Genomic DNA, 23,841 nt, shown 5'->3' on the forward strand with positions numbered 1-23,841 from the left:
CCACACAGGTGCCCCATGGCTGTAGAAAAACGCCGCCTGGCCGAGCTGGCCAGTCATGATGCCTTCGTTCATCGCCACAATGGACCGGACAGTGCGGACGTCGCCTATATGCTGGGCGAGCTCGGCATCGACAGCATGGAAACGCTGATCGAGAAGACCATTCCACGCGATATCCGCCTGGAACGCCAACTCAATCTCGAGGCACCTCGTAGCGAAGCCGAGGCGCTGGATTATCTAAAGCGCCTTGCTCAACAGAACAAGCTCTTCAAGACCTATATCGGCCAGGGTTACTACAACACCCATACCCCGGCGGTCATAGCTCGCAACGTACTCGAAAATCCCGGCTGGTATACGGCCTATACGCCCTACCAACCGGAAATTGCACAAGGCCGGCTGGAAGGCTTGCTCAATTTCCAGCAGATGGTCATGGACCTCACTGGGATGGATCTGGCCAATGCCTCGCTGCTCGACGAGGCGACCGCTGCCGCCGAAGCCATGGCGTTATGCCGCCGGGCCAACAAGAAAGCCAAGACCGACAAGTTCTTCGTCGCCGATGACGTGCTGCCGCAAACCCTGGACGTACTGCGTACGCGGGCGGCGTATTACGGCTTCGAACTGATCATCGACAGGCCCGACCGACTTGCCGAACATGACGTCTTCGGGGCGCTGCTCCAGTATCCCGGCGAAACGGGACGCGTTCATGACCTCGCGCCGTTGCTCGATGCAGCACGCGAGCGCCAAGTCATGACATGTGTCGCCGCCGATCTCATGAGCCTGGCACTGCTCAAGGAGCCTGGCGCAATCGGCGCGGACGTGGTCTTGGGCAATTCGCAGCGGTTTGGCGTTCCCATGGGGTACGGTGGTCCCCATGCAGCCTTCTTCGCCACCACGGATCAGCACAAACGCTCGATCCCGGGACGCATCATCGGAGTGTCCAAGGACAGCCGTGGCAACACCGCCCTGCGTATGGCCATGCAGACCCGCGAACAGCATATCCGCCGCGAGAAAGCCACCTCTAACATTTGTACCTCGCAAGCGCTGCTGGCCAATATCGCCGGTTTCTACGCCGTCTATCATGGCGCCGAAGGGCTGCGCACCATCGCCTCTCGCATTCACCGGTTGACCACCATCCTGGCCGAAGGGCTCAAGCGCAAGGGGCTGACGCTGGCCCACGACAGCTGGTTCGACACCTTGACCTTGGTCAACGCCGATGCTGGCAAGATCCACGGCCGCGCCCTGACCCATGCAGTCAACCTGCGTTTCCATGAAGACGGACGCATCGGCATCAGTCTCGACGAAACCACGACGGCAGCCGATGTCGCCACACTCTTCGATGTCCTGCTGGGTGAAGAACACGAACTTTCGGTATCCAGCCTCGATGACGAGGTGGTCGCCAACGGACTGAGCGGCATTCCTGCCGACTGTGTGCGTGAAAGCGATTACCTGACGCACCCCAACTTTACGCGTTATCGCAGCGAGACCGAGATGCTGCGCTATCTCAAGCGCCTGGAGAATCGCGATCTATCGCTGACCCACGCCATGATCCCGCTGGGCTCGTGCACCATGAAGCTCAATGCGACTAGCGAGATGATGCCGATCACTTGGCCGGAGTTCGCCAACCTGCACCCCTTCGTGCCTGGCGACCAGGCCGTCGGCTACAAGCAGATGATCGACGAGCTGGCCGCGTTCCTGGTCGAGATCACCGGCTACGAGCATATTTCCATGCAGCCCAATTCAGGCGCCCAGGGCGAATATGCCGGCCTCGTCGCCATCCGCCGCTACCAGGCCGCCAACGATCAAGGGCACCGCGATATCTGCCTGATACCCAGCTCGGCACACGGCACCAATCCGGCATCGGCGGCCATGGCGCAGATGAAGGTCGTGGTCGTCGAGTGCGACAAGAACGGCAATATCGATCTCGACGACCTACGCCTCAAGGCCGAAAAGCACAGCGAGGCGCTGTCGGCGATCATGCTGACCTATCCTTCCACGCACGGCGTCTTCGAGGAAGAGATCCGCGAAGCCTGCGATATCGTGCATCGGCATGGCGGCCAGGTGTATATCGACGGCGCCAACATGAATGCCCAGGTCGGCCTGTGCCGCCCCGGCGATTTCGGCGGAGACGTCTCGCACCTCAACCTGCACAAAACGTTCTGCATCCCCCATGGCGGCGGCGGCCCCGGCATGGGGCCGATCGGCGTCAAAACGCATCTGGCGCCTTTCGTCTCCAACCATGTCGTTACACCGATTCCAGGGGTGCGCGAGGATTGTGGCGCGGTATCCGCCGCCGCCTTCGGCAGCGCTTCGATCCTGCCGATCTCATGGGCCTACATCAAGATGATGGGAACCCAGGGACTGCGCGAAGCAACCGAACTGGCGATTCTCAACGCCAACTACATCGCCAAACGGCTCGAGACGCATTACCCGGTGCTCTATCGGGGAGTCAACGGCACGGTGGCCCACGAATGCATCGTCGACATTCGCCCGCTCAAGGCCGCCTCCGGTATCAGCGAGGAAGACATCGCCAAACGATTGATGGACTATGGATTCCATGCGCCGACCATGTCCTTCCCGGTACCGGGCACCTTGATGATCGAACCGACCGAGTCCGAGTCCCGTTATGAGGTCGATCGCTTTTGTGACGCAATGATCGCCATTCGCGAGGAGATTGCCCGAGTCGAGAGCGGGGAATGGCCTGTGGAGAATAACCCGTTGGTGAATGCGCCACACACCATGGCGGATCTCATGGATGACGGCTGGGAAAGGCCTTATAGTCGCGAAATCGCCGCCTTCCCGACCGAAGCCACCAAGACGGCCAAGTTCTGGCCGGCAGTCAATCGCGTTGACAACGTCTACGGCGACCGACAGCTGATCTGCTCGTGTCCCACTATCGACGCCTACCGCGACTGATTTCCCGAGCCGAAAAAACGGCCCCCGCAGCGTTTCGTCTGCGGGGGCCGTCTTTTTGGCTGCCTGCACAGCGGCCATCGGCCGGCATGTCTAGCCGCGACGGCAAAAACGCTGACTACGCATCGAAACCGGGCTCTTCGGAAAGGCCGTATAGCATGTTACGCCGCTGATCCCGGAAGTCCTCGAGCAATTGCGTATAGCGCCTTGGCATCTCGGCGCCCGTGCGGGTCACGATATAGAGCGTCTCATAGACGTGTTGCGGTAGCACCAACTCCCTCACCTGACGCTGCCAAGGCGAGGTTTCCAGCACCAGTCGTGAAATGACGGTAAACCCCAGGCCGCGGGCCACTGCATCGAGCACCATGGCCACCTCGTTGGTGAATCCCTGTTTGGGAAATTGGTTCATGCTGCGAAATTCACCGGAAAAATTGGCCCGCAGCAATTGGCTGGCATGGTTGACGCCGTCGGAATAATTCATGAACCCCAACGCCATCAAGTCATTGAAGGTATTACCTGCGAAATCGGCAGGCACTACCAGGCAAAGCGGCTCCTGATGCCAGGGTTCGTATTCGAGATCGGGTTGGTTGGCCATCTCGGTCACGATGCCCAGATCGTATCTCCCGGTCAGTACGTCCCTCACGATGTCTTGGTTGAACGCGAAGCTGTAACTGACCGTCAAACCGGGATGCATCTGCTGATAGCCGAGGATGAAAGGATAGAACATCAGCCCGACGCTCCCCGGCGACGCGATACGACAATCGCCGGCATGCAGGGAATCGTCATCCAGCGAATGGCGGAAATGCTCATGCTCGGCGAACAGCTTGACGGCATAGTCGTAGGCGCGCCGCCCGGTTTCCGTCAGCATGAATCGGCGACCTTGGCGGTTGAGCAGAGGCTTGTCGAGATACTGTTCCAGTTTGCGGATGTGCTGACTGACGCCGGGCTGCGTCATATCGAGACGGCGCGCGGTATGCGTAAAGCTCCCGGTCTCTACCAGCGTAATGAACGTGCGAAAATACTGGGCATTGAACATGAATCGTCGAGTCCACTCACGGATAATGCAAATGACGGAAATCGACCGGATGCCAACACGGCGGCGGCGAGCGAACGACACGAAAACGCAGAGCCATTATGGGAAACGGCTGATATCACTGCATAAATGTTACCAGACAATCCTGCCATGCGCAGCGCTGCGAGTTCCCCGCGGCGCATGTTAGCATCACAGACATTGTCGCAACGCCCTAAGGATACCCGTCCATGTCCGACCCGCGGCCCGGTGTACCGGCCCTCTGTAGAATACCCAACTGGTCATGGAGCCGCAGTGCCGCCTGACGGTCAACAAGGAAACCCGAATGCCACGCAAGATTTCCACAACGATTTCCCCCGAGGGCAGCCTCGAGGTACTTTCCCAGCACGAAGTGAATCGCCTGCGCGATACGTCCTCCAGCGGTCTGCACGATCTGTTGCGTCGCTGCGCCCTGGCGGTACTCAATTGCGATACGGCCACCGATGACAGTCTTGCCCTGATGGAGGCGTATCACGACTTCGACATCGAAGTCCTTCAGGAGGATCGGGGCATCCGCCTCAAGCTGAGTAATGCACCTGCCGAGGCTTTCGTCGACGGCAAGATGATCCGAGGAATACGCGAACATCTCTCGGCCGTACTGCGCGACATCGTCTACGTCTATAACGAAATTCAGCAGCACCCACGCTTCGACCTGTCGAGCAGTGAGGACACCAGCAACGCCGTGTTCCACATCCTGCGTAACGCCGGCACGTTGAAGTCATCCTGCGAGCCCAGCCTCGTGGTCTGCTGGGGCGGTCACTCGATATCCCGAGAAGAGTACGATTATACCAAGGATGTGGGCTACCACCTTGGCTTGCGGGAACTGGATATCTGCACCGGCTGCGGCCCCGGCGCCATGAAGGGGCCGATGAAAGGCGCCAACGTGGCACATGCCAAGCAGCGCCGCAAGCATGGACGTTATCTCGGCATCTCCGAACCCGGCATCATCGCCGCAGAGTCGCCCAACCCGATCGTCAACGAGCTGGTGATCATGCCGGACATCGAGAAGCGTCTCGAGGCATTCGTGCGTGTCGGTCATGGCATAGTCGTCTTTCCGGGCGGCGTAGGCACTGCCGAAGAGATCCTCTACCTGCTCGGGATCCTGTTGCACCCGGACAACGCCAAGATGCCTTTCCCGGTCATTCTCACCGGACCGCGCAGCGCTGCGGACTACTTCGAGCGTATCGACGAGTTTCTCGCCTACACGCTTGGCGACCAAGCCCGTCAGCGATACCGGATCATCATCGACGACCCGGTCGGGGTAGCACACGCCATGCGTGAAGGTATCGACGAGGTTACCGAATTCCGCCGTGCTCATGACGATGCGTTCTACTACAACTGGCGAATGAGCATCCAGCCCGACTTCCAGCAGCCTTTCGAGCCTACCCATGCCGCCATGGCTGCCCTGGCTCTGCACCACGACCAACCCGTGCACGAACTGGCCGCCAACCTGCGTCGTGCGTTCTCGGGCATCGTCGCAGGCAACGTCAAGGAGCCGGGTATCCGTGCCATTGAGGCTCACGGCCCATTTCGCCTGCATGCCGAGCCCGAGCTCATGACACGTCTCGACGAACTGTTGAGCTCGTTCGTCGCTCAAGGCCGCATGAAGCTGCCTGGGAGCGATTACGTCCCGTGTTATACGCTGGGCTGAGAATAGACGCTGAACCAGACACCACAAGGCCCGGCATTGCCGGGCCTTGTGATATTCAAGTCCTGTCTGAAAAATCGCCGAGCGCAGGCATTTTTCAGGCAAGACATAGGCGTCTCGCTAACGCTCACGCCTCATCAGGTAGCGCTGCGACGTCGCCAGCCTACGGTCAATGCATGAATCAGCAGGCCGAACGTGGCTCCATGCGACAGCAGCAGAAGCGGCGCTATCGTGCCATGCTCGTACCACTGCCATAGGGTCACCAATAGGCAGCCCAGCAATACGTTGATCAGCAACCTTGCCAACAGGCCAGGCAAGCGTTGGCGCGCCGATCGAGCCAGCAGGCGCCAGGCGATGCCGGCGACGATGGCAACCACGCCAAAGGCCATCAGGATCAGCACCAAACGCCCCTGATCGACGGCGCCGTACACGTAGCGCGGCAGCGTGGCGGCAATCGCCGTCAATACCCCAATCAGCGTGCTGAGACGCTCGGGGGTCATGGATGTCGTCATGAAAGGATTTCCGTCAGCCGATCCGCAGGCCCTGCTCTTCGATCCAGGCTTCCACCCAGGGAATGGCGGCATCGTCAGCCATGAACGTTTCCATGGCGTCGATTTCCAGGCGTTGGCCAAGACGCTGCGCCCCATGCGATTCCAACAGGGCGTCGAGAGAACGGCCCGCCCCACAGAAAGTATCCCCGTAAGAGCTGTCTCCCAGCGCAATCAGGCCATAGCGCAACTCGGTCAATACCGGGTGTCGCTCATCGATTTCACGGGCAAACGGCACGAAATTGCCTGGGTAATCGCCACTCCCCGTCGTCGAAACACAGAAGAGCGCCAAGTCGGTGGGCGATTCGAGCAAGTCGTCCAGCGTAGGCTGCTCGTAGATGCCGACATCGTACCCCGCCTCCTCGAACAGAGGCTTGACCTGCTCGGCGACATCCAGAGCACCGCCATACATGGTACCGACGAAGATCTTTAGCGTGGACATTGAAAGCCATTGCTTGAGAAATTTGCCCGGATATTAGCATGGAATCCCCGATGCGCCCACGCATCGGCAAGGGATGAGGCGCTGCCAATGCGCGGGTCGGCCGCACTGGCTATACTGGCCGTCTCATTGCAGGGAGGAAAACATGGAGCGCACATTCGAGGCATGGGTCACACCGATCATGATCGGTGGTCTGATTCTTTTCATGTGCTTCATCATTTGGGACCTGGCACGCAAATCCAACGCCGGCAAGTTCGGCACCCTCATACTGTTCATCGCCCTGGGTGCAGGCATGCTAGGCTTCGTCATCAAGACGGTGATCACCAAGATGATGGAGAGCGGCGGGCTTTAACGGATGGGCAACGGCAAAAAGCCACGCCATGAGCCATGGCGTGGCTAGAGACACCTGACCTGCCGGAATCAGGAGTGCGTCGCGACGGCGTCGGAGATTTCGCCTTCGAACTGCTCCACCCGAGCCTTGAGTTTCTGACCCGGACGAAACGTCACCACACGTCGCGCCGAAATGGGGATCTCTTCACCGGTCTTGGGATTGCGTCCTGGCCGCTCTCGCTTGTCGCGCAGATCGAAATTGCCGAAACCCGACAGTTTGACCTGTTCGTTTTCGCGCAGGCAACCGCGGATTTCCTCGAAGAACGCCTCAACCATGCCCTTGGCTTCCCGCTTGGAAAAGCCAAGCTCCGTATGAAGATGTTCGGCCAGCTCCGCCTTGGTCAACGCACCCATGGTCACTCCTTCGTACAGATGTCGATTCAGCCCCGCAGTTCCGCATCGAAGCGCTGCTTGGACTCGGCGATGATTCCATCGACTAACTGATTGATTTCATCATCATTGAGCGTGCGCGAAGGATGCTGCCAGGTCAAGCCCAAGGCGACACTCTTGCGACCTTTCTCCACCCCCGGCCCTTGGTAAACGTCGAACAGGCGTAGGTCGGTCAGCCATTCGCCGGCTTTTTCGCGCAGCGTGTCCAGCAACGCCTGTACGGGGACGTCTTCCTCGACCACCAGTGCCAGATCACGGCGCACTTCGGGATAACGAGACAACGGCGTGAACGCGGGCAAGCGGCCCTCGGTCAGGGCATCGAGCCGGACCTCGAACAGGAAGGCATCGACGCGCAGTCCCAGTTCGGCACGTACGGCCGGGTGCAACGCGCCGATCCAGCCGACCGGTCGCTCATGACGATAGACTCGCGCCGTCTGACCGGGGTGTAGCGCAGGGTGCTCATCCGGCTCGAACCGCCAGGCCGACAGATCGCCGCCGACCGCCATCAGGCTTTCCAGATCGCCTTTGAGGTCGAAGAAATCGACACCTTCTCGGCGAGCGGACCATCCCTCCGGGTCGCGCGTCCCGCAGATCAACCCACCCAGCATGGGGCTCTGCTCCAGATCGTCGAGTTCGCCACGAAATACCAGCCCCGTCTCGAAAAGGCGCACGCGCTGCTGCTGGCGGTTCAGGTTGTGCATCAATGCCTTGACCAGCCCTGGAAAGAGACTGGCACGCATGACCGACATATCGCTGGAAATCGGATTGGCCAATTGCGGCGCTGCCACATCGGGTGCCAATAGCGCCTGAAGATCGGGCGCCACGAAGCTGTAGCTAATCGCCTCCTGATAACCGCGCGCCACCATTTGACGACGCAGCCTCGCCAGTGGCTGACGACTTTCGCCGTCTGCCCGCAATCCGAGTCGCGCCGAGGGCCGGCGTACCGGCAGCCGGTTGTATCCGTAAATGCGCGCCAGCTCTTCGATCAGGTCTTCTTCGATGGCCACATCGAAACGCCAGCTCGGGACAGTCACCAACCAACTCCCCTCGCCATCGACGACGACACGCATACCCAGGCGTTCGAGAATGTCGACCACCTCTTCGCCCGGCAGCGTCAGGTTGAGGCACTGCTCGATACGTGCGGCACGCAACAGGACCTGGCGCTCGACAGGAAGATGGTCGGGGCTGGCGGTTTCGCTCAGCGGTCCCGGCTCTCCGCCGGTAATGTCGAGCAGTAGCGCCGTGGCTCGTTCCACGGCCTGCCGGGTCAGAGCAGGATCCACTCCCCGCTCGAAACGATGCGATGCATCGGTGTGCAAGCCATAGGAACGTGCCAGACCGGCTACGGCCAATGGCGTGAAGAAGGCCGACTCGAGAAAAACATCACGCGTGCTGGCGCTGACGCCCGAATACTCTCCCCCCATCACACCGGCGATCGCCAATGGCTTGTCGCGGTCGGCAATGATCAGCGTATCCTCGCGCAGCGCGATGCTCTGACCATCGAGCAGGACCAGCGTCTCACCCTCCTGTGCAGGACGCACCACGATGCTTTCGCTCAGGTTGGCCAGATCGAAGGCATGCATCGGCTGACCCAGCTCCAACATGACATAGTTGGTGATGTCGACGACCGGGTCGATGGAGCGCACGCCGCTGCGACGCAAGCGCTCGACCATCCACAACGGCGTGGGCGCCGTCACATCGACGTTCCTGACCACACGGCCCACATAGCGCGGGCAACGCTCCGGCGCCTCGACATGGACGGGGAACACTGCGTCATGGACAGGTGCATGTTCCGAGGCCTCGGGCGGCGTCAGCGCCAGGCGGTTCAATACGCCGACTTCGCGCGCCATCCCCTTCAGGCTCAGGCAATCGCCGCGGTTGGGCGTCAGATCGACTTCGATCGTATGGTCATCGAGCTTCATCCACTCCCGGAAATCCTTGCCGGCCGGCGCATCGGCCGGTAGTTCGAGAATGCCGGCAGAGGTCTCCTCTTCGAGCCCCAGCTCGGAGGCGGAACAGATCATCCCGCGAGACTCCACGCCCCGCAGCTTCGCTTTCTTGATCTTGAAATCGCCGGGCAGAACCGCCCCGACCCGGGCAAACGGCACTTTCTGCCCCACGGCCACGTTGGACGCGCCGCACACCACCTGCACGTCCTCACCGGAGCCATCGTCAACGCGGCATACATTGAGCTTGTCGGCATCCGGATGTGGCGTCCTGTCGACCACCTCGGCAACGACCACGCCCCTGAATGCCGAGGCCACCGGCTCGACGGCATCCACCTCGAGGCCCGCCATGGTGATCTGGTCGGCAAGCGCCTGGGTGGTCAGCTCGGGCGACACCCATTCACGCAACCACTGTTCGGAAAATTTCATCTTGCTTTCCTATCTCCTTGAAGCGGTCAGGCGAACTGGCGCAGGAAGCGCAGATCGTTTTCGAAAAACAACCGTAGATCGTTGACGCCATAACGCAGCATGGCGAGTCGCTCGGCGCCCATGCCGAAGGCGAAACCCTTGTAGCGCTCGGCATCGATTCCCGAATGGCGGAAGACTTCCGGATGCACCATGCCGCAGCCCATGACCTCGAGCCAGCCACTGTGGGAACAAACGCGGCAACCCTCGCCGTTGCACATCACGCACTGGATGTCGACCTCGGCGGACGGCTCGGTGAACGGGAAGTAGGACGGCCGGAAGCGTACCGATAGCTCGTCGCGCTCGAAGAAGGCCTTGAGGAAATCCTCGATGGTTCCCTTGAGGTCGGCGAAGCTGACATCCTCATCGACCAGCAGCCCTTCGACCTGATGAAACATCGGCGTATGCGTCAGATCGGAGTCGCTGCGATAGACTCGGCCAGGACAGACGATGCGAATCGGCGGTTCCTGACCTTTCATGGTCCTGACCTGCACGGGTGAGGTATGCGTACGCAACAACCGCGTGGCATCGAAATAGAACGTGTCCGCCATGCCACGCGCCGGGTGATGCGCGGGAATGTTGAGCGCCTCGAAATTGTGGTAATCGTCCTCGATCTCCGGACCGACCGCCACATCGTAGCCGATCCGTGTAAACAGTCCTTCGATGCGCTCCAGCGTGCGGGTCACGGGATGCAGCCCGCCATAAACCTGGCCACGCCCCGGCAGCGTTACGTCCAGGCGCTCTGCAGCCAGCCGCGCCTGTAGCGCATGTCGTTCGAGTTCGTTCTTGCGTGCATCCAGCTCGCCACTGAGCTGCTGCTTGGCCTGATTGATTCGCTCGCCAGCCTGGGGCCGTTCCTCGGGAGCCAGCTTGCCCAGCCCTTTGAGCAAGGCGGTGATCTCACCCTTCTTGCCGAGGTATCGAACCCTGACTTCATCGAGAGAGGCTACACCGTCCGCCGACGCGATGGCCGCACGCGCCTCGGCTACCAGATTGGGAAGATGCTCCATCCGTACTGCTCCGAAACGTTGGTCGCGGAGCGCCATACGGCGCTCCAAAAAAACAGGGGAAGAGCGGCTGCTCTTCCCCTGCGACGTTCACGATGGTTCGCGATACCGCAACGGTATCGCGGCGGCCATCATTTACTGGGCAGCCTTGGCCTTCTCGACGATAGCGGCAAAGGCGGCCTTTTCGTGAACGGCGAGATCGGCCAGCACTTTACGGTCGATCTCGATTCCAGCCTGCTTGAGGCCAGCAATGAAGCGGCTGTAAGACAGGCCGTTCTGACGGGCCGCCGCATTGATACGGGCGATCCACAGGGCACGGAACTGGCGCTTACGCTGGCGACGGTCGCGATAGGCATACTGGCCGGCCTTGATGACCGCCTGCTTGGCTACGCGGAATACGCGCGAACGAGCACCGTAGTAGCCCTTGGCCTGCTTCAAAATCTTCTTGTGACGGCGACGTGCAACGACGCCACGCTTGACACGAGTCATAGCATTCTCCTGACGTTAAACGGTTCGACCAAGGTTACAGATTGGGCAGCATGCGCTGAATCAGCGCCTTGTCGGCATCGTGAATCAGCTTGGTGCCGCGCAGCTGACGCTTACGCTTGGTGGACTTCTTGGTCAGGATGTGGCTACGAAAAGACTGCTTGTGCTTGAAGCCGTTAGCTGTCTTCTTGAAGCGCTTGGCAGCGCCACTATTGCTCTTGATTTTCGGCATGAGTGAAAACTCCGCTCGGTTTCTTTAGAAAATCCGGGGCCGATAGCCATGACGCAAAATCGTCACGGCTACCCGTTTACCTGCCTTCGGATCACTTCTTCTTGGGGGCAAGAATCATGATCATCTGACGGCCTTCCATTTTCGGGAAGGACTCGACATTCGCCAGTTCCTCGAGGTCCGCGGCGATGCGCTCCATCAGCTTGCGGCCGATTTCCTGGTGCGCCATCTCACGGCCGCGGAAACGCAGCGTGACCTTGCCCTTGTCGCCACCTTCGAGGAATCGAATCAAGTTACGCAACTTGACTTGATAGTCACCCTCGTCGGTGCCAGGCCGGAATTTGACTTCCTTGACCTGGATCTGCTTGGTCTTCTTCTTCTGAGCGGCTTTTTGCTTTTTCTGCTCGAAGACGAATTTGCCGTAATCCATGATCTTACAGACGATCGGATCGGCATTGGAAATCTGCACCAAGTCTAGACCAGCCGCTTCGGCACGCTCCAACGCTTCACGCGTCGGCACGACACCCAACTGCTCGCCATCGCTGTCGATGAGGCGAACCTCATCCTCGGTAATCCGCTCGTTCATCGGGGGGCGCTTTTCTTGGGGCCGCCCTCTTGGGTTGCTTCGCTTGATCGCTATGTCTCCGTTCTGGTTGACGTTGTCGTTAGCCCCGTTCGGCATCGAGCCGGGCAATCAGGTCGTTGACCTTCAACGTGCCCAGGTCTTCACCGCTGCGGGTACGAACGGCCACTGAATCGGACTCGATTTCCTTGTCCCCGACCACCAGTAGGTACGGGACCTTCTGCAACGTATGCTCACGGATTTTAAAGCCGATCTTCTCATTCCTCAAGTCCGCCTTGACGCGAAGACCGGTTTTCTGCAAGCGGCGCTCGAGATCGAGAGCATAATCACGCTGCGCATCGGTAATCGTCAGGATAGATGCTTGCTGCGGTGCCAGCCACAGCGGCAACGCACCTGCGTAATGTTCGATCAGGATTCCCAGGAAGCGTTCGAACGAGCCGAGAATCGCTCTGTGCAGCATGACCGGCGTCTTGCGAGCGCCATCCTCGTCGACGTACTGGGCGCCTAGCCTTCCCGGCAGATTGAAATCCAACTGCAGGGTACCGCACTGCCAGACGCGATTCAGGCAGTCGCGCAGCGAAAATTCGATCTTCGGTCCATAGAAAGCGCCTTCACCAGGCAAGAGCTCCCAACTCAGTCCCGAGGCATCCAGCGCCTGAGCCAATCCTTGCTCGGCACGCTCCCAGTTCTCGAGTTCACCGACATAGGAATCGGGACGTGTCGATAGTTTTAGCTCGACGTCATCGAAGCCCAGATCCTTATAGACTTGCAGCGTCAGCTTAATGAACGCCTCGGCCTCGGACTGGATCTGTCCTTCCGTACAGAAGATATGGGCATCGTCCTGGGTAAACGCACGAACGCGCATCAGCCCGTGCAAGGAACCGGACGGTTCATTGCGGTGACAGCTGCCGAACTCGGCCAGGCGCAGCGGAAGGTCGCGATAACTCTTGAGCCCCTGATTGAAGACCTGGACATGGCCGGGACAGTTCATCGGCTTGACGGCGAATTCGCGCTTCTCCGACTCGGTCGTGAACATGAGTTCGGAATAATGCCCCCAATGCCCCGATTTCTTCCACAGCGACAGATCGATGACTTGAGGTGTCTTGATTTCCTGATAGCCATGCTCGCGCTGTACGCGGCGCATGTACTGCTCGAGAGCCTGGTAGATCGTCCAGCCGTTAGGATGCCAGAAGACCATGCCGGGCGCCTCTTCCTGAAGATGGAAAAGGTCCATGCGCTTGGCCAGCTTGCGGTGGTCGCGCTTCTCGGCTTCTTCGAGACGCTTGAGATACGCATTGAGCTGCTTCTTGTCGGGCCAGGCCGTCCCGTAGATACGCGTCAGCATGGGCTTGCTGGCATCGCCGCGCCAGTAGGCCCCGGCCAGCTTGGTCAGCTTGAAGGCCTTGAGGTGGCGCGTATTGGGCACGTGCGGACCGCGGCACATGTCCGTGTATTCTTCGTGGTGATACAGGCGGATGGTATCGCCTTCGGGTATCTCGCGAACGATTTCCTGTTTGTAGGGCTCGTCGCGATGCAGGAACGTGAGCATGGCCTTGTCACGGTCGGCATACTCGCGAACCACGTTGTAATCCGTGTCGATCAGCTGCTTCATGCGCTGTTCGATCAACTCCAGATCCTCGGGCGTCACCGAACGGCCGAAATCGATATCGTAGTAGAAACCGTCTTCGATGACGGGACCGATGGCCATCTTGGCATCGGGGTAAAGCTGCTTGACGGCATGGCCGATCAGGTGGGCACAGGAATGCCGGATGATTTCGAGACCTTCCGGATCCTTGGCGGTGAGGATCGCGACGTCAGCATCATGCTCGATCATGTCGGCAGCATCCACGGCCACGCCATCGATTTTACCGCCGACACAGGCTTTCGCCAGGCCGGGGCCGATGGATTCGGCGAGCTGCATGATGCTGATGGGTTCTTCGAACGTTCTTTGGCTACCGTCAGGCAGGGTAACGATGGGCATTGAGGGCTTCCTTCGGGCGCAGTGGTGATCCATACCAGGGACCACGTATCGCAGGAGTCATGAATTGGAACGGGAGCTTCGAATCCTACCGGGCCATCACGCAGCAATCATGCGCTGGGCATGTGACGTGAGACGGTGCCCGATGGCGGACATCGAAGAGAGGCAACATTAGCAGCCGTCGTTACCTTCCGTCCACTGCAAGCGTTGCCGCGCGTAACGTAAAGGCAGGTAGACAAAATAAGAGGGTGCCGATTGGCACCCTCTCCTTTCCTTTCGCAACCGGATCATGCCCGGTGACGGAAAGCGACGCGCAAGGGTCGCTTACTGCTGCCACTCGCCAAGTTCGACGCGACGGTTCTGGGCACGGCCAGCTTCCGTCTCGTTGGTGGCGATCGGCTGCTGTTCACCGTAGCCGGTAGCCTGCATGCGGCTGGCGGCGATACCCTGGGAGGTCAGGTAGTCCTTGACGGCGTTGGCACGACGCTGGGACAGATCCTGGTTGTACGACTCGGAACCGATGGAGTCGGTATAGCCTTCCAGGCGAACGCGGACGTTCTCGTTGGCGCGCAGCTTCTGGGCGACACCATCGAGGATACGCTCGGCCTGCTGTGTCAGCTGGGCAGAATCGAACTCAAAGGTCACGTCCTGGAGGACTACGTCGGCTTCGCAACCCAGTGCATTGACTTCGGCACCGGCCGGCGTGTTCGGGCACTGGTCCATGTAGTCCGGCACGCCGTCGCCATCGGAATCCAGCGGGCAGCCGGAGGCGTTGACTTCGACACCGGCAGGCGTTCCGGGGCACTCATCCATGTAGTCGGGCACGCCGTCGCCGTCGCTATCGAGCGGACAGCCGCTGGCGTCGACAGCGACACCGGCCGGGGTGTTCGGGCACTGGTCACGGTCGTCGGGTACACCGTCACCATCGCTATCGCCGACCTGAGAGGAGAAATCCGCACACATCAGAGCGCCTGCGGTAGCACCGGCAACGCTACCCAGCGCTGCACCATCGTCCTCGTCTGAATCGCTGCTGGTGGCGTAACCAATCCCACCCCCGATCAGGCCGCCGGCCAGGCCGCAAACGAATGGCGACTGGTACCAGGCGTCCTGCTCGCTCCCGTAGGATGAAGTGGACTGGGCGCCGGAGTTGGCGCAGCCCGACAGGCCGACGACCAGAGCGGAACCCAGCAACAAGCCAGTGGTTGATTTTTTCATGTAAGACTCCTTCTTAACACACAGCGCTAGTCGTAACGTAACGTTACTCAGCAGGACCCAAAATGGTCCCATCAGGAAATGAGCATCATATGCTCATCCATCCCCCAAAAAGAAAGCACCCGGCGCTCGCCGGCCAAACCGTGCCTTCCCGCAACCGTTGCATGTGGTAACAACGATATACGGTCCTTCCTATCCTAGCAGCCCTAACCGGGACTGACAGGATAATGACTGGTCATTTCGTCAACTGTAACAGCCGCGTATAAGGCTGCAGAAACCGAAGGCATTATGCAAGATGGCGACGAACAAGCCCAAGCAATATTCCCACCCCCGTCGTTAGTAACGCATCTGGAAAATCGTAGCTGGGATGATGTAAGGGATGGCATTCCTCGCCAGCCCCCAACGTAAACATCGCACCATTGGAGACGCTACTCAGGGCCCCGAAATCCTCCGACCAACGATGTGGCGACGCCATGCGCGACACTGGCAAGCCCTGTTCGGCAGCCACCTTCTCGATGGTCTGCACCGCCTCTTCGGCATTGACAGTGGCGGAGAAAGCATCGCACCAGTCGATCTCGATACCCAACTGCTCCTCATCGGCTTCGGCGCGAACCAAGGCCACGGCCGCTTCGGCAAGGGCACGCATCATGTCGTCACTGGCAGTACGCAGAGTTGCCATGACTTCCGCCTGGCCGGGCGATGTACCGAATGCGACTTCACCGAGACGCGCATGGATGAGCGTCACCATAACCAGACCATGGTCGTCGGGCAATTGCTGCGGAAGGCGCTTCAGCCCTTGGAGAATCCGGCACATGGCCATGGCGGGATTGCGCCCCAACTCGGGATGAGCGGCATGGGAACACAAACCATTCAGACGGACGATCATGCCTCGCGACGCACAGGTAAACGTGCCGGCGCAAACCGACACTTCGCCCACGGGTCGTCCGGGAAGGTTATGAAAGGCATAGACATGATCCGGGCGAATCCGCTCGAATCCCTCGGAGGCCACGATACGCCGCGCCCCTTCGCCCGTCTCTTCCGCCGGCTGAAAAAGGAGCACGGCCTCTCCGCTTGCAGGACGCTGACGAGCGAGTTGCTGCGCCACGCCAAGCAATACGGCCATGTGCCCATCGTGCCCACAGCTATGCGCGACATGAGCGCGCCTGGAACGCCATGTTTTATCCCCCTGCTCATCGATGGGCAAGCCATCGAGTTCGGCACGCAGCAGCACGCGCGGACCGGATGCGTTTCCACGAAACACGCCCGCCACGCCGTGCCCACCCAGATGGCGTATCACTTCATCGGCACCAGCCTCCTCCAGCCAGCCGGCGACACGTTCGGCCGTTGCCGACTCCTCACCGGACAGCTCCGGCATGGCATGCAAGTGATGACGCAATTCCATAAGGGAGGTTTCGAGCAATGTCATCAGGGTCACCGATAATGACTAGTGCAGACTGGACGGCCAGCGCTGCTTGAAATCCAGGACGGCATGCGCTGCCTGCAGGATACTGTTACGCAGTTCGTCTTCCACCGCCAGGCGTTCGCGATCTTCTTTCATACGCTCGCGCGGAGACAGCTCTCGACGTGCCGAATGGGTGTGTAGATGGGAGGTGCGCTGGTGCACTTCAGCAAAGACCTGAAACGAGGAACGCGCGACCAGTGCCGGGTCGATGATCTCAAGCAGTACCTTGCAGCGCAGACTGCCCTCGATCGGATCGACCTGCTCATTGAGCATGGCCTTGGCGATCAGCTCGAGGCTTTGCAGACAGTTATCGTTGGCGCGCCGGACTTCATCCTTCTTCATCGCCTCGCGACGCTTCACTTCGCGCCACAGCTTCATGGCATAACCGCCCAGGGCAATGACCACGATCCCGCCTGCACCCAGCAATAGCCAGGCCACTGTTTCACTCATTCTTTCCTCGACGATCGTTGGATTGGACGCAGTATACGTGGCCGACTTCCTTGGCCCAACCCAAGAACGCGTCCTGGCTTTTCCTGTCAGCCCAGCATGGCACAGGACATCAGCCGAACCTTGCGCTCAGTTGAGCTACGGTGTGGTAGGGTCTGCAGCACTTTGTACTGCACGAAAGGGAGAGGAGATTAGGCATGGAAAACCCGACAAATGCACCCGACGATCAGGACACGCGCCCTTCCACGGCGGCTCGCGTCGGCTTATGGCTGGGCCCGGCCTGGCTCATGTTGACCTTGGTACTTCCCGCGCCGGCGGGCATGTCCGAGCCGGCCTGGGCGTGTGTCGGTCTGGCCCTGTTGATGGCAACATGGTGGTCGACCGAGGCCATACCGATTCCTGCCACTTCGCTGCTGCCCTTGGTTCTGGTTCCCGCCCTAGGCATCGGCGAGCTTTCGTCCACCGCCTCGAATTATGCCAACCCGATCATCTTCCTGTTTCTCGGTGGTTTCCTGATCGGTATCGGCATGCAGCGCTGGAACCTGCATCGGCGAATCGCGTTGAAGGTGCTGCAGATGGTCGGCCATCAGCCCCGGCGCCAGATTGGCGGTTTCATGATCGCCACCGGTTTTCTCAGCATGTGGGTATCGAATACCGCCACCAGCATCATGATGTTGCCCATCGGCATGTCGGTCATTTCTCTGCTGGAAAAAAACGACCCTCAAGAACTCAGCCGATACGCCACGGCGCTGCTGCTGGCCATCGCCTATGCAGCCAGTATCGGCGGTATCGCTACGCTGATCGGTACGCCTCCCAATGCCCTGCTGGCCGGCTATCTGGCCGAGGACCGGGGGATCGATATCGGATTCGCCCAGTGGATGATGGTCGGCGTGCCGGTCAGCCTCACCATGATGATCATTGCCTGGTGGTGGCTGACACGTGGCGGCTTCTCGTTGGGCAGCAACGAAGACAGCGCCACCTTGGTGAAGGGCGAACTCAAGGCATTGGGCACCATCTCGGCGGCGGAACGCCGGGTCGGTGCCATATTCCTGTTGGCGGCACTGGCCTGGGTCTTTCGTCCGTTGCTTAACGATGTAGGCATCGCCTGGCTCAACGACACGAGCATCGCCATCGCCGCCGGCCTTGCCCTGTTCTTGATTCCCAGTGGCAACGAAAAAGGCGTACGCCTGCTCGACTGGGAGCGTGCCCAGGGATTGCCGTGGGGCGTTCTGTTGCTGTTCGGTGGCGGCCTGGCGCTGGCCGGCTCGATCAAGAACTCGGGACTGGCGGAGTGGATCGCGAATCAGTTGGCCGTGTTCGGCGCCCTGCCGCTGATTCTGCTGATCGGCATCGTGGTGCTGGTCATCATCTTCCTGACCGAAGTCACCTCCAACACGGCCACGGCCGCCGCGTTTTTGCCGTTGCTGGGCGCACTGGCCCTGTCGCTGGACGTTTCACCGCTACTGATCACCGTGCCGGCAGCCATTGCCGCCAGCTGCGCCTTCATGATGCCGGTGGCGACTCCGCCCAACGCCATCGTTTTCGCCACGGGTCACATGAAGATTCAGTCGATGATTCGTGCCGGTTTTTTTCTCAACCTGGCCGGCACCGTGGTGGTTACCCTGTTGGTTTATATGCTGGTTGGCGCTTTCTGGTAACCATGCTTCGCTTTGTCCGAAAGCCGCCGCTTCAAGGCGGCTTTCTCGTTCATGGCGGGCTTCAGCCTGGCAGTGCGGCATAGTGATCGAGTAACAGCAACGCAAAGACGCCCAGAATATAGCGAATGGAGAACCAGAACGCCGCGAGTGGCGCCTTGTCGTCCCTGGCCCGCCAGACTCGCCAATTCCACTGCATGAAGCGTGCATTGAGCGCCATGATACCGATCAAATAGACGGCACCGGCCATCCCGGTGGCATACGGTAACAGCGTGACCGCCACGGTCAGCCAGCCATACAGCCAGACCTGCAAACGCGTGAATGCATCGCCATGAGTTACCGGCAGCATCGGTACGTTGGCACGTGCGTACTCCTCCCGCTTATGAATGGCCAGGGCCCAGAAATGTGGTGGCGTCCAGGCGAAGACGATCAGCACCAACAGCAGCGCCTCGGGGTCGACGCTACCACTCACCGAGGTCCAACCCAGCAGCGGCGGCGCTGCTCCGGCCAGGCCACCGATCGTGATGTTCTGAGGCGTGGCCCGCTTCAGGAAGGCGGTATAGATGAGTGCATAGCCAATGAGCGAGGCCAGGGTGAGCCAAGCGGTCAATGGATTGACCTGCCAGGCCAGCAGGCCAACCCCAACCGTCGAAAGCAGCGAGGCCCATCCAAGAGCCAACGCTGTCGGCAATCGCCGCGACGCCACCGGCCGCCTTGCGGTCCTCACCATGAGTGCATCGAGACGCCGATCCAGTACATGATTGAAAGCCGCCGCACCGGAGGCCGCCAAGCCGATACCCAGCAGCCCGAACACAACGGCACCGCTCGGCGGCAGGCCCGGTACGGACAATGCCATCCCGACGGCTGCGCACACCAGCATGACCACCACGACGCGTGGCTTGCCGATCTCGACCAGGTCGCGCCATTGCCATGGCGATAACACTACCTGGGATTCAGCCACTGCTGCATCACGCATTGACCCACTCCTCTTCCGGATCGGTTCCCGACGGTCGTGGCGCCAGGCCGCGCGACAAGCTGGTCACCCGCCAGACCGCGGCCGTCATCGCCAACACCAGCAAGGCCGCACCCGCGGTATGCGCCAGCGCCAAGCCGAGCGGCAACCAAAACAGCACATTGGCGATTCCCAACCCAGCCTGGAGCGCATAGGCTGCCATCGCCAGACCCAGAAACGGTCGTACGTCGACGTCGTGGCGGTAGCGCCACAACAACACCACCAATGCCCCGCCTAGTAGCACCGCCCCGAGACGGTGCGCCATATGAATGGCCGTCCGGGCTTCGGCATGCAGCTTGCCATGCAAATAGCTGGGGCCAATCGACTGAGTCAAATGAAAGCCTTCGCCCCAGTCCATCGCCGGCCACCATTGTCCATTGCACGAGGGAATGCCCTGGCAGGCGATGCCGGCATAATTGCTCGAGGTCCAGCCACCCAGCATTAACTGCCCGGCCAGCACTGCAATCGCAAACAGCCACAGCCCACCAGGCCGGGACAATCTTGCCATCCTCGCAGACCACCATGGCTGCGAGACGATCTCGCGCTGGCGCAGATGAAGCCACAGGAACAGCAGCATGATGGTCATGCCGCCGATGAGATGCAGCGTGACGACCTGGGGCCAGAGACGCAGCGTTACCGTGAAGGCACCGAATGCCCCCTGCAGCATGATCAGTGCCAGCAACGCCAGGCTGATACGGACGGGATAGCCGGGCACGTGACGCAGCCGCCAGGCAAGCCAGGCAAGCCCGACGACCAGCAGGCCAAGCCCACCGGCCAGGTAGCGATGGACCATCTCGAACCAGGCCTTGCCGGCATCGAGTGGCGCATGAGGAAAACGGGCCAACGCCGTAGCGCTGTCGGGCACCACCATGTGACCGTAACATCCAGGCCAGTCGGGACATCCCAGACCGGCATCCTCCAACCGTGTCCAGGCCCCCATCAGGATCACGCCAAACGTCACTATCACGCCCAACAGACTCAAGGCCTTGGCCAGACGCATTCTGGCTTGCACAGCTTCCATTGCTGTCGCTCCTCTTCAGTCGTCTTCCCTGTCGTTCATTAGCTCCTGTGCAACTCACTCCCTGATGGCCAGGGCTGGCTGCGGGTTCATCTTCAGTAGGTGGCGCAAGTCTTCCAACACATCCTCGGCTGCGTGATGCGGACGGTAGCCCAGCACCACACGACCATCAGGATCGATCAACCACAATGCCTCCTCACGGCTCCAGGCAGGGCGAACGCGCCATTGATTACGCACTTCCCCCGGCAAAGCATCGGCCTGGCCACCCAAGCGCACCCGGGTCAGACGAGGCGCCTCTCGGCCCAGCGCACGGTGCAAGCGCCACCAGCGATCGGCAACGGCCGGGCAATCGACATTGCAGTCATAGGCCAATACCCAGTCGAACGTCCCCCTCGTCGACACCGGCGCAGCCAAGGGCCACGTCTGGAGGTTGGGTACGGCAGGCATCAACCGCCCATGGGCGACGCGCTCTGCGGGAATCCCTACACGCCATTCGATCATGCTCCAGGCTATGATGAGCGGCGCCACGAAAAGTCCGATCAGTGCCAGCAGCTTGAGTCGCTGCCTGTCAGCATGTGCGATACGCAGTGTCATGGCGTGTTTCTCCAAGGTGGCCGAGACGAAACATGCCGCTTGCCGAACCACATCACCGCTGCAGCGGCAACCGCGAGCAACCACCATTGCACGGCATAGGCCACATGGCGCTCCGGCGGCATCACGTTTGGCGTCCACCAGGGGGCAAACGCGCCTTCGCCTCCGCCTTGGTGCAACCAACCAGCGTAGGCAAAGCGAGACGCACCTTGCCAGGCATCCAGCTCGATACGTTGCAGCCATTGCCCTTCCTGATTGGGACCAAACAGGGGCGATGCGTCACTGGCGCCCTGCCATTGCCCGGTGATTTCTACCGGGCCGGTCGGGGTGTCTACGTCAGGGTCCCGCCGGTAGGGTCCAATGGGTACGAAGCCCCGCTCGATCAGCCACCAGCGCCCTTGGCTATCTTCCAAGGGCGTCAGTACGGCCACCCCGATCTGCCCCTCACGGACCCGATTGTCGAGAAACCGGGTTTGTTGTGGCAGGAAGCGACCTTGCAGGGAAATTTGCGCCCCCTCGGGCGGCGGTCGCTGCGGCATGAACAGCACCGGCGCCTCGGCCAGCGCGGCCAGATGGCCCCGTTTCTCCTCGGCCCGCTGCCATTGCCACACCCCCAGGCAAAGGCCCAGCACGACAATCAGGCTCCAGCCCCCCCACCAGAGGCCTTGCCACTTGACGCCGCCTGCAGGTTTGCTTGAACTGCACATGACCACGTTGCGAGAACCTCCCATGATCAAAGTCCTGATTGCCGTCGTGTTTCTTGCCATGCTCACCAGCCTGCTGGTCGGTGCCGGCTTCCTGTTGCGTGACGACAGTCGGTCGCGACGCCTACTGGCCTCGCTCAAGGTCCGAGTTACCCTGGCCGTCGTGCTGGTCGCCCTGCTGGTCTACGGCTTCTATTTCGGTGGACTGGCCAGCTCGGCTTGAGTGGGTTCAAAAGACGTACACGAACAGAAACAGCCCGACCCAAACCACATCGACGAAGTGCCAGTACCAGGCCGCCGCCTCGAATCCGAAGTGATTGTCGGCAGTGAAATGGCCGCGCCGCAGCCGCCAGAGCATGACGATGAGTATCGTGGCGCCAACCGTGACATGGGCGCCATGAAAGCCTGTCAGCAGAAAGAAGGTCGCCCCATAGATACCGGCCTGCAGCGTAATGCCCAGATGATGATAGGCTTCGTAGTACTCCAGCCCCTGCACGATCAGAAAGCAGATACCCAGGACTATGGTCACCGCCAGGCAATTGCGGGCACTGTCGCGGTAGCCCTCCTTCAGCCCCTCGTGGGCGATCGTCAGGGTGATGCTGGACACCACCAGAAACAGCGTATTGACCAATGGGAGTTGCCAAGGATCGGCCACTTCACGCGGCCCGGCCACACTGCTGTCGGGCGGATTCATGAGCGGCCAGCTGGCCACGAAATCGGGCCACAACAGGGCACTGACGCCTTTGGCACCCTCGCCATCGAGCCAGGGCACGGCAAACACCCGAATGTAGAAAAGCGCACCGAAGAAGGCGGCAAAGAACATCACTTCCGAGAAAATGAACCAGCCCATCCCCCAGCGGAAGGAGCGATCCATCTGTTCATCGTAGAGTCCGCTCTGCGACTCCCTGACCACGTCGCGAAACCACAGCGCCATCGCCGTGACGATCGCAAGCGCCCCCAGAACGATCAGATAACCGGCCCGGTCGAAGACCAGCCAGATGCCCGTGCCGATCATGAACAGCCCCAGCGCCAGCCCGGTCAGTACCGGCCACTTGCTGCTGGCGGGAACGTAGTAGCTGCCTCCACTCATGCGTCGCCTCCTTGGCTGATCGTCTCGTCGTCGCTGGCGGCCGGACGATCCAGGACCGGATAAAGGGTATAGGCGAGCGTCACGGTATGAACGCTCTCGGGAAGATCGTGTGAAAGCTGGAAAACCAGGGGCAGCTGCACCCGCTCGCCCGCCTCGAGACGCTGCTCCTGGAAGCAGAAGCAGGTTACCTTGCGCAGATAGAGTGACGCCTCGCCCGGACTGACGCTGGGCACGGCCCTGCCGCGGTAGGCCGACTTGCCGTAATTGCTGAACACGAAGTCCACCTCGTAGGCCTGGCCAGGATGCACGCGAATCTGGCTATCCAACGCTTCCAGCCGCCAAGGCAGCCCACTGCCCTTGCGGGTGATGAACTGCACCGTCACGTAACGCGACTCATCCACTTCACCACTGGCGAAAGCCTGGGGTTGACTGGCAGCACGCCCATTGAGGCCCGTCACTTGGCAGAACACGTCGTACAGCGGCACCAAAGCAATGGTGAACCCCACCATCGCGACCAGCGCCAGCAGTGTCTTGGTGACCGTGCGTTGTACTGGTGTCATGACTG

General features: G+C 60.6%; 24 protein-coding genes. 5 read left to right on the top strand and 19 right to left on the bottom strand.

Annotated elements, in window-relative coordinates; all coding sequences use genetic code 11:
• Window positions 1-15: 15 nt before the first annotated feature.
• The gene (gcvP, locus tag MHM84_RS01920) at window positions 16-2,910 is read left to right on the top strand and encodes an aminomethyl-transferring glycine dehydrogenase (protein ID WP_239261886.1); all 2,895 of its coding nucleotides are present in this window, start codon (window positions 16-18) and stop codon (window positions 2,908-2,910) included.
• Window positions 2,911-3,025: 115 nt separating this feature from the next.
• Here gcvP and MHM84_RS01925 read toward each other — a convergent pair whose 3' ends face one another.
• Window positions 3,026-3,943 (bottom strand): LysR family transcriptional regulator, encoded by a 918-nt coding sequence (locus MHM84_RS01925; RefSeq protein ID WP_239261888.1) that lies wholly within the window; start codon window positions 3,941-3,943, stop codon window positions 3,026-3,028.
• A 319-nt stretch (window positions 3,944-4,262) separates the two neighbouring features.
• Between MHM84_RS01925 and ppnN the strand changes: the two genes are divergently transcribed.
• The gene (gene ppnN / locus MHM84_RS01930) at window positions 4,263-5,627 is read left to right on the top strand and encodes a nucleotide 5'-monophosphate nucleosidase PpnN (RefSeq protein ID WP_275445638.1); all 1,365 of its coding nucleotides are present in this window, start codon (window positions 4,263-4,265) and stop codon (window positions 5,625-5,627) included.
• A 134-nt stretch (window positions 5,628-5,761) separates the two neighbouring features.
• Here the strand turns inward: ppnN and MHM84_RS01935 are convergent, their stop codons facing one another.
• Together MHM84_RS01935 and MHM84_RS01940 are read right to left on the bottom strand one after the other, a co-directional pair.
• Window positions 5,762-6,136 (bottom strand): hypothetical protein, encoded by a 375-nt coding sequence (locus MHM84_RS01935; RefSeq protein WP_239261890.1) that lies wholly within the window; start codon window positions 6,134-6,136, stop codon window positions 5,762-5,764.
• Window positions 6,137-6,149: 13 nt separating this feature from the next.
• On the bottom strand, window positions 6,150-6,614 hold the full coding sequence (locus tag MHM84_RS01940) for a flavodoxin (protein WP_239261892.1): 465 nt from the start codon (window positions 6,612-6,614) through the stop codon (window positions 6,150-6,152).
• Between the two features lie 142 nt (window positions 6,615-6,756).
• Here MHM84_RS01940 and MHM84_RS01945 point away from each other — a divergent pair, with 142 nt between their 5' ends.
• The gene (locus MHM84_RS01945) at window positions 6,757-6,963 is read left to right on the top strand and encodes a DUF2788 domain-containing protein (RefSeq protein WP_239261894.1); all 207 of its coding nucleotides are present in this window, start codon (window positions 6,757-6,759) and stop codon (window positions 6,961-6,963) included.
• A 68-nt stretch (window positions 6,964-7,031) separates the two neighbouring features.
• Here the strand turns inward: MHM84_RS01945 and ihfA are convergent, their stop codons facing one another.
• The 10 genes from ihfA to MHM84_RS01995 form a co-directional block, all read right to left on the bottom strand.
• A complete protein-coding gene (ihfA, locus tag MHM84_RS01950; RefSeq protein WP_239261896.1) occupies window positions 7,032-7,355 on the bottom strand; it encodes an integration host factor subunit alpha in 324 nt (107 codons plus the stop codon).
• Between the two features lie 26 nt (window positions 7,356-7,381).
• Entirely contained in the window at window positions 7,382-9,766 is a 2,385-nt protein-coding gene (gene pheT / locus MHM84_RS01955) for a phenylalanine--tRNA ligase subunit beta (protein ID WP_239261898.1), read from the bottom strand.
• A gap of 26 nt (window positions 9,767-9,792) precedes the next feature.
• Window positions 9,793-10,812: a phenylalanine--tRNA ligase subunit alpha gene (pheS, locus tag MHM84_RS01960; protein ID WP_239263783.1), complete on the bottom strand. Its 1,020-nt coding sequence runs from the start codon at window positions 10,810-10,812 to the stop codon at window positions 9,793-9,795.
• A 132-nt stretch (window positions 10,813-10,944) separates the two neighbouring features.
• Window positions 10,945-11,298 carry a 50S ribosomal protein L20 gene (gene rplT / locus MHM84_RS01965; protein ID WP_092850218.1) on the bottom strand — a complete coding sequence of 118 codons (354 nt, stop codon included), beginning with the start codon at window positions 11,296-11,298 and terminating at the stop codon, window positions 10,945-10,947.
• 34 nt (window positions 11,299-11,332) lie between these two features.
• Window positions 11,333-11,527, bottom strand: coding sequence for a 50S ribosomal protein L35 (gene rpmI, locus MHM84_RS01970; protein WP_019017569.1), 195 nt, complete (start codon window positions 11,525-11,527; stop codon window positions 11,333-11,335).
• Window positions 11,528-11,618: 91 nt separating this feature from the next.
• A complete protein-coding gene (gene infC, locus MHM84_RS01975) occupies window positions 11,619-12,218 on the bottom strand; it encodes a translation initiation factor IF-3 (RefSeq protein WP_275445639.1) in 600 nt (199 codons plus the stop codon).
• Window positions 12,190-14,088, bottom strand: coding sequence for a threonine--tRNA ligase (gene thrS / locus MHM84_RS01980; RefSeq protein WP_239261900.1), 1,899 nt, complete (start codon window positions 14,086-14,088; stop codon window positions 12,190-12,192). Before thrS ends, infC begins: the two co-directional genes overlap by 29 nt.
• Window positions 14,089-14,409: 321 nt before the next feature.
• Window positions 14,410-15,300: an OmpA family protein gene (locus tag MHM84_RS01985; protein ID WP_239261902.1), complete on the bottom strand. Its 891-nt coding sequence runs from the start codon at window positions 15,298-15,300 to the stop codon at window positions 14,410-14,412.
• A 283-nt stretch (window positions 15,301-15,583) separates the two neighbouring features.
• Window positions 15,584-16,723: an amidohydrolase gene (locus MHM84_RS01990; protein WP_239261904.1), complete on the bottom strand. Its 1,140-nt coding sequence runs from the start codon at window positions 16,721-16,723 to the stop codon at window positions 15,584-15,586.
• 18 nt (window positions 16,724-16,741) lie between these two features.
• Window positions 16,742-17,209: a DUF2489 domain-containing protein gene (locus tag MHM84_RS01995; protein WP_239261906.1), complete on the bottom strand. Its 468-nt coding sequence runs from the start codon at window positions 17,207-17,209 to the stop codon at window positions 16,742-16,744.
• A 194-nt stretch (window positions 17,210-17,403) separates the two neighbouring features.
• Here MHM84_RS01995 and MHM84_RS02000 point away from each other — a divergent pair, with 194 nt between their 5' ends.
• Window positions 17,404-18,864 carry a DASS family sodium-coupled anion symporter gene (locus MHM84_RS02000; RefSeq protein ID WP_239261908.1) on the top strand — a complete coding sequence of 487 codons (1,461 nt, stop codon included), beginning with the start codon at window positions 17,404-17,406 and terminating at the stop codon, window positions 18,862-18,864.
• 61 nt (window positions 18,865-18,925) lie between these two features.
• Here MHM84_RS02000 and cyoE read toward each other — a convergent pair whose 3' ends face one another.
• The 4 genes from cyoE to MHM84_RS02020 are packed head-to-tail and all read right to left on the bottom strand — an operon-like array spanning window position 18,926 to window position 22,213.
• Window positions 18,926-19,837 (bottom strand): heme o synthase, encoded by a 912-nt coding sequence (gene cyoE, locus MHM84_RS02005; RefSeq protein ID WP_239261910.1) that lies wholly within the window; start codon window positions 19,835-19,837, stop codon window positions 18,926-18,928.
• The gene (locus MHM84_RS02010) at window positions 19,830-20,894 is read right to left on the bottom strand and encodes a COX15/CtaA family protein (protein WP_239261912.1); all 1,065 of its coding nucleotides are present in this window, start codon (window positions 20,892-20,894) and stop codon (window positions 19,830-19,832) included. Before MHM84_RS02010 ends, cyoE begins: the two co-directional genes overlap by 8 nt.
• 54 nt (window positions 20,895-20,948) lie before the next feature.
• On the bottom strand, window positions 20,949-21,485 hold the full coding sequence (locus tag MHM84_RS02015) for a hypothetical protein (protein WP_239261914.1): 537 nt from the start codon (window positions 21,483-21,485) through the stop codon (window positions 20,949-20,951).
• Window positions 21,482-22,213 carry an SURF1 family protein gene (locus MHM84_RS02020; RefSeq protein WP_239261916.1) on the bottom strand — a complete coding sequence of 244 codons (732 nt, stop codon included), beginning with the start codon at window positions 22,211-22,213 and terminating at the stop codon, window positions 21,482-21,484. Before MHM84_RS02020 ends, MHM84_RS02015 begins: the two co-directional genes overlap by 4 nt.
• Here MHM84_RS02020 and MHM84_RS02025 point away from each other — a divergent pair.
• Window positions 22,212-22,409, top strand: coding sequence for a DUF2909 family protein (locus MHM84_RS02025; RefSeq protein WP_239261918.1), 198 nt, complete (start codon window positions 22,212-22,214; stop codon window positions 22,407-22,409). The genes MHM84_RS02020 and MHM84_RS02025 overlap by 2 nt on opposite strands.
• Before the next feature lie 6 nt (window positions 22,410-22,415).
• Here MHM84_RS02025 and MHM84_RS02030 read toward each other — a convergent pair whose 3' ends face one another.
• Entirely contained in the window at window positions 22,416-23,276 is an 861-nt protein-coding gene (locus tag MHM84_RS02030; protein WP_239261921.1) for a cytochrome c oxidase subunit 3, read from the bottom strand.
• Complete coding sequence (locus MHM84_RS02035; protein ID WP_239261923.1) at window positions 23,273-23,836, bottom strand: cytochrome c oxidase assembly protein; 564 nt, start codon at window positions 23,834-23,836, stop codon at window positions 23,273-23,275. The genes MHM84_RS02030 and MHM84_RS02035 overlap by 4 nt, the downstream gene beginning before the upstream one ends.
• Window positions 23,837-23,841 lie beyond the last annotated feature (5 nt).

It is taken from the genome of Halomonas sp. McH1-25 (assembly GCF_022348165.1).
Lineage (GTDB): Bacteria > Pseudomonadota > Gammaproteobacteria > Pseudomonadales > Halomonadaceae > Modicisalibacter.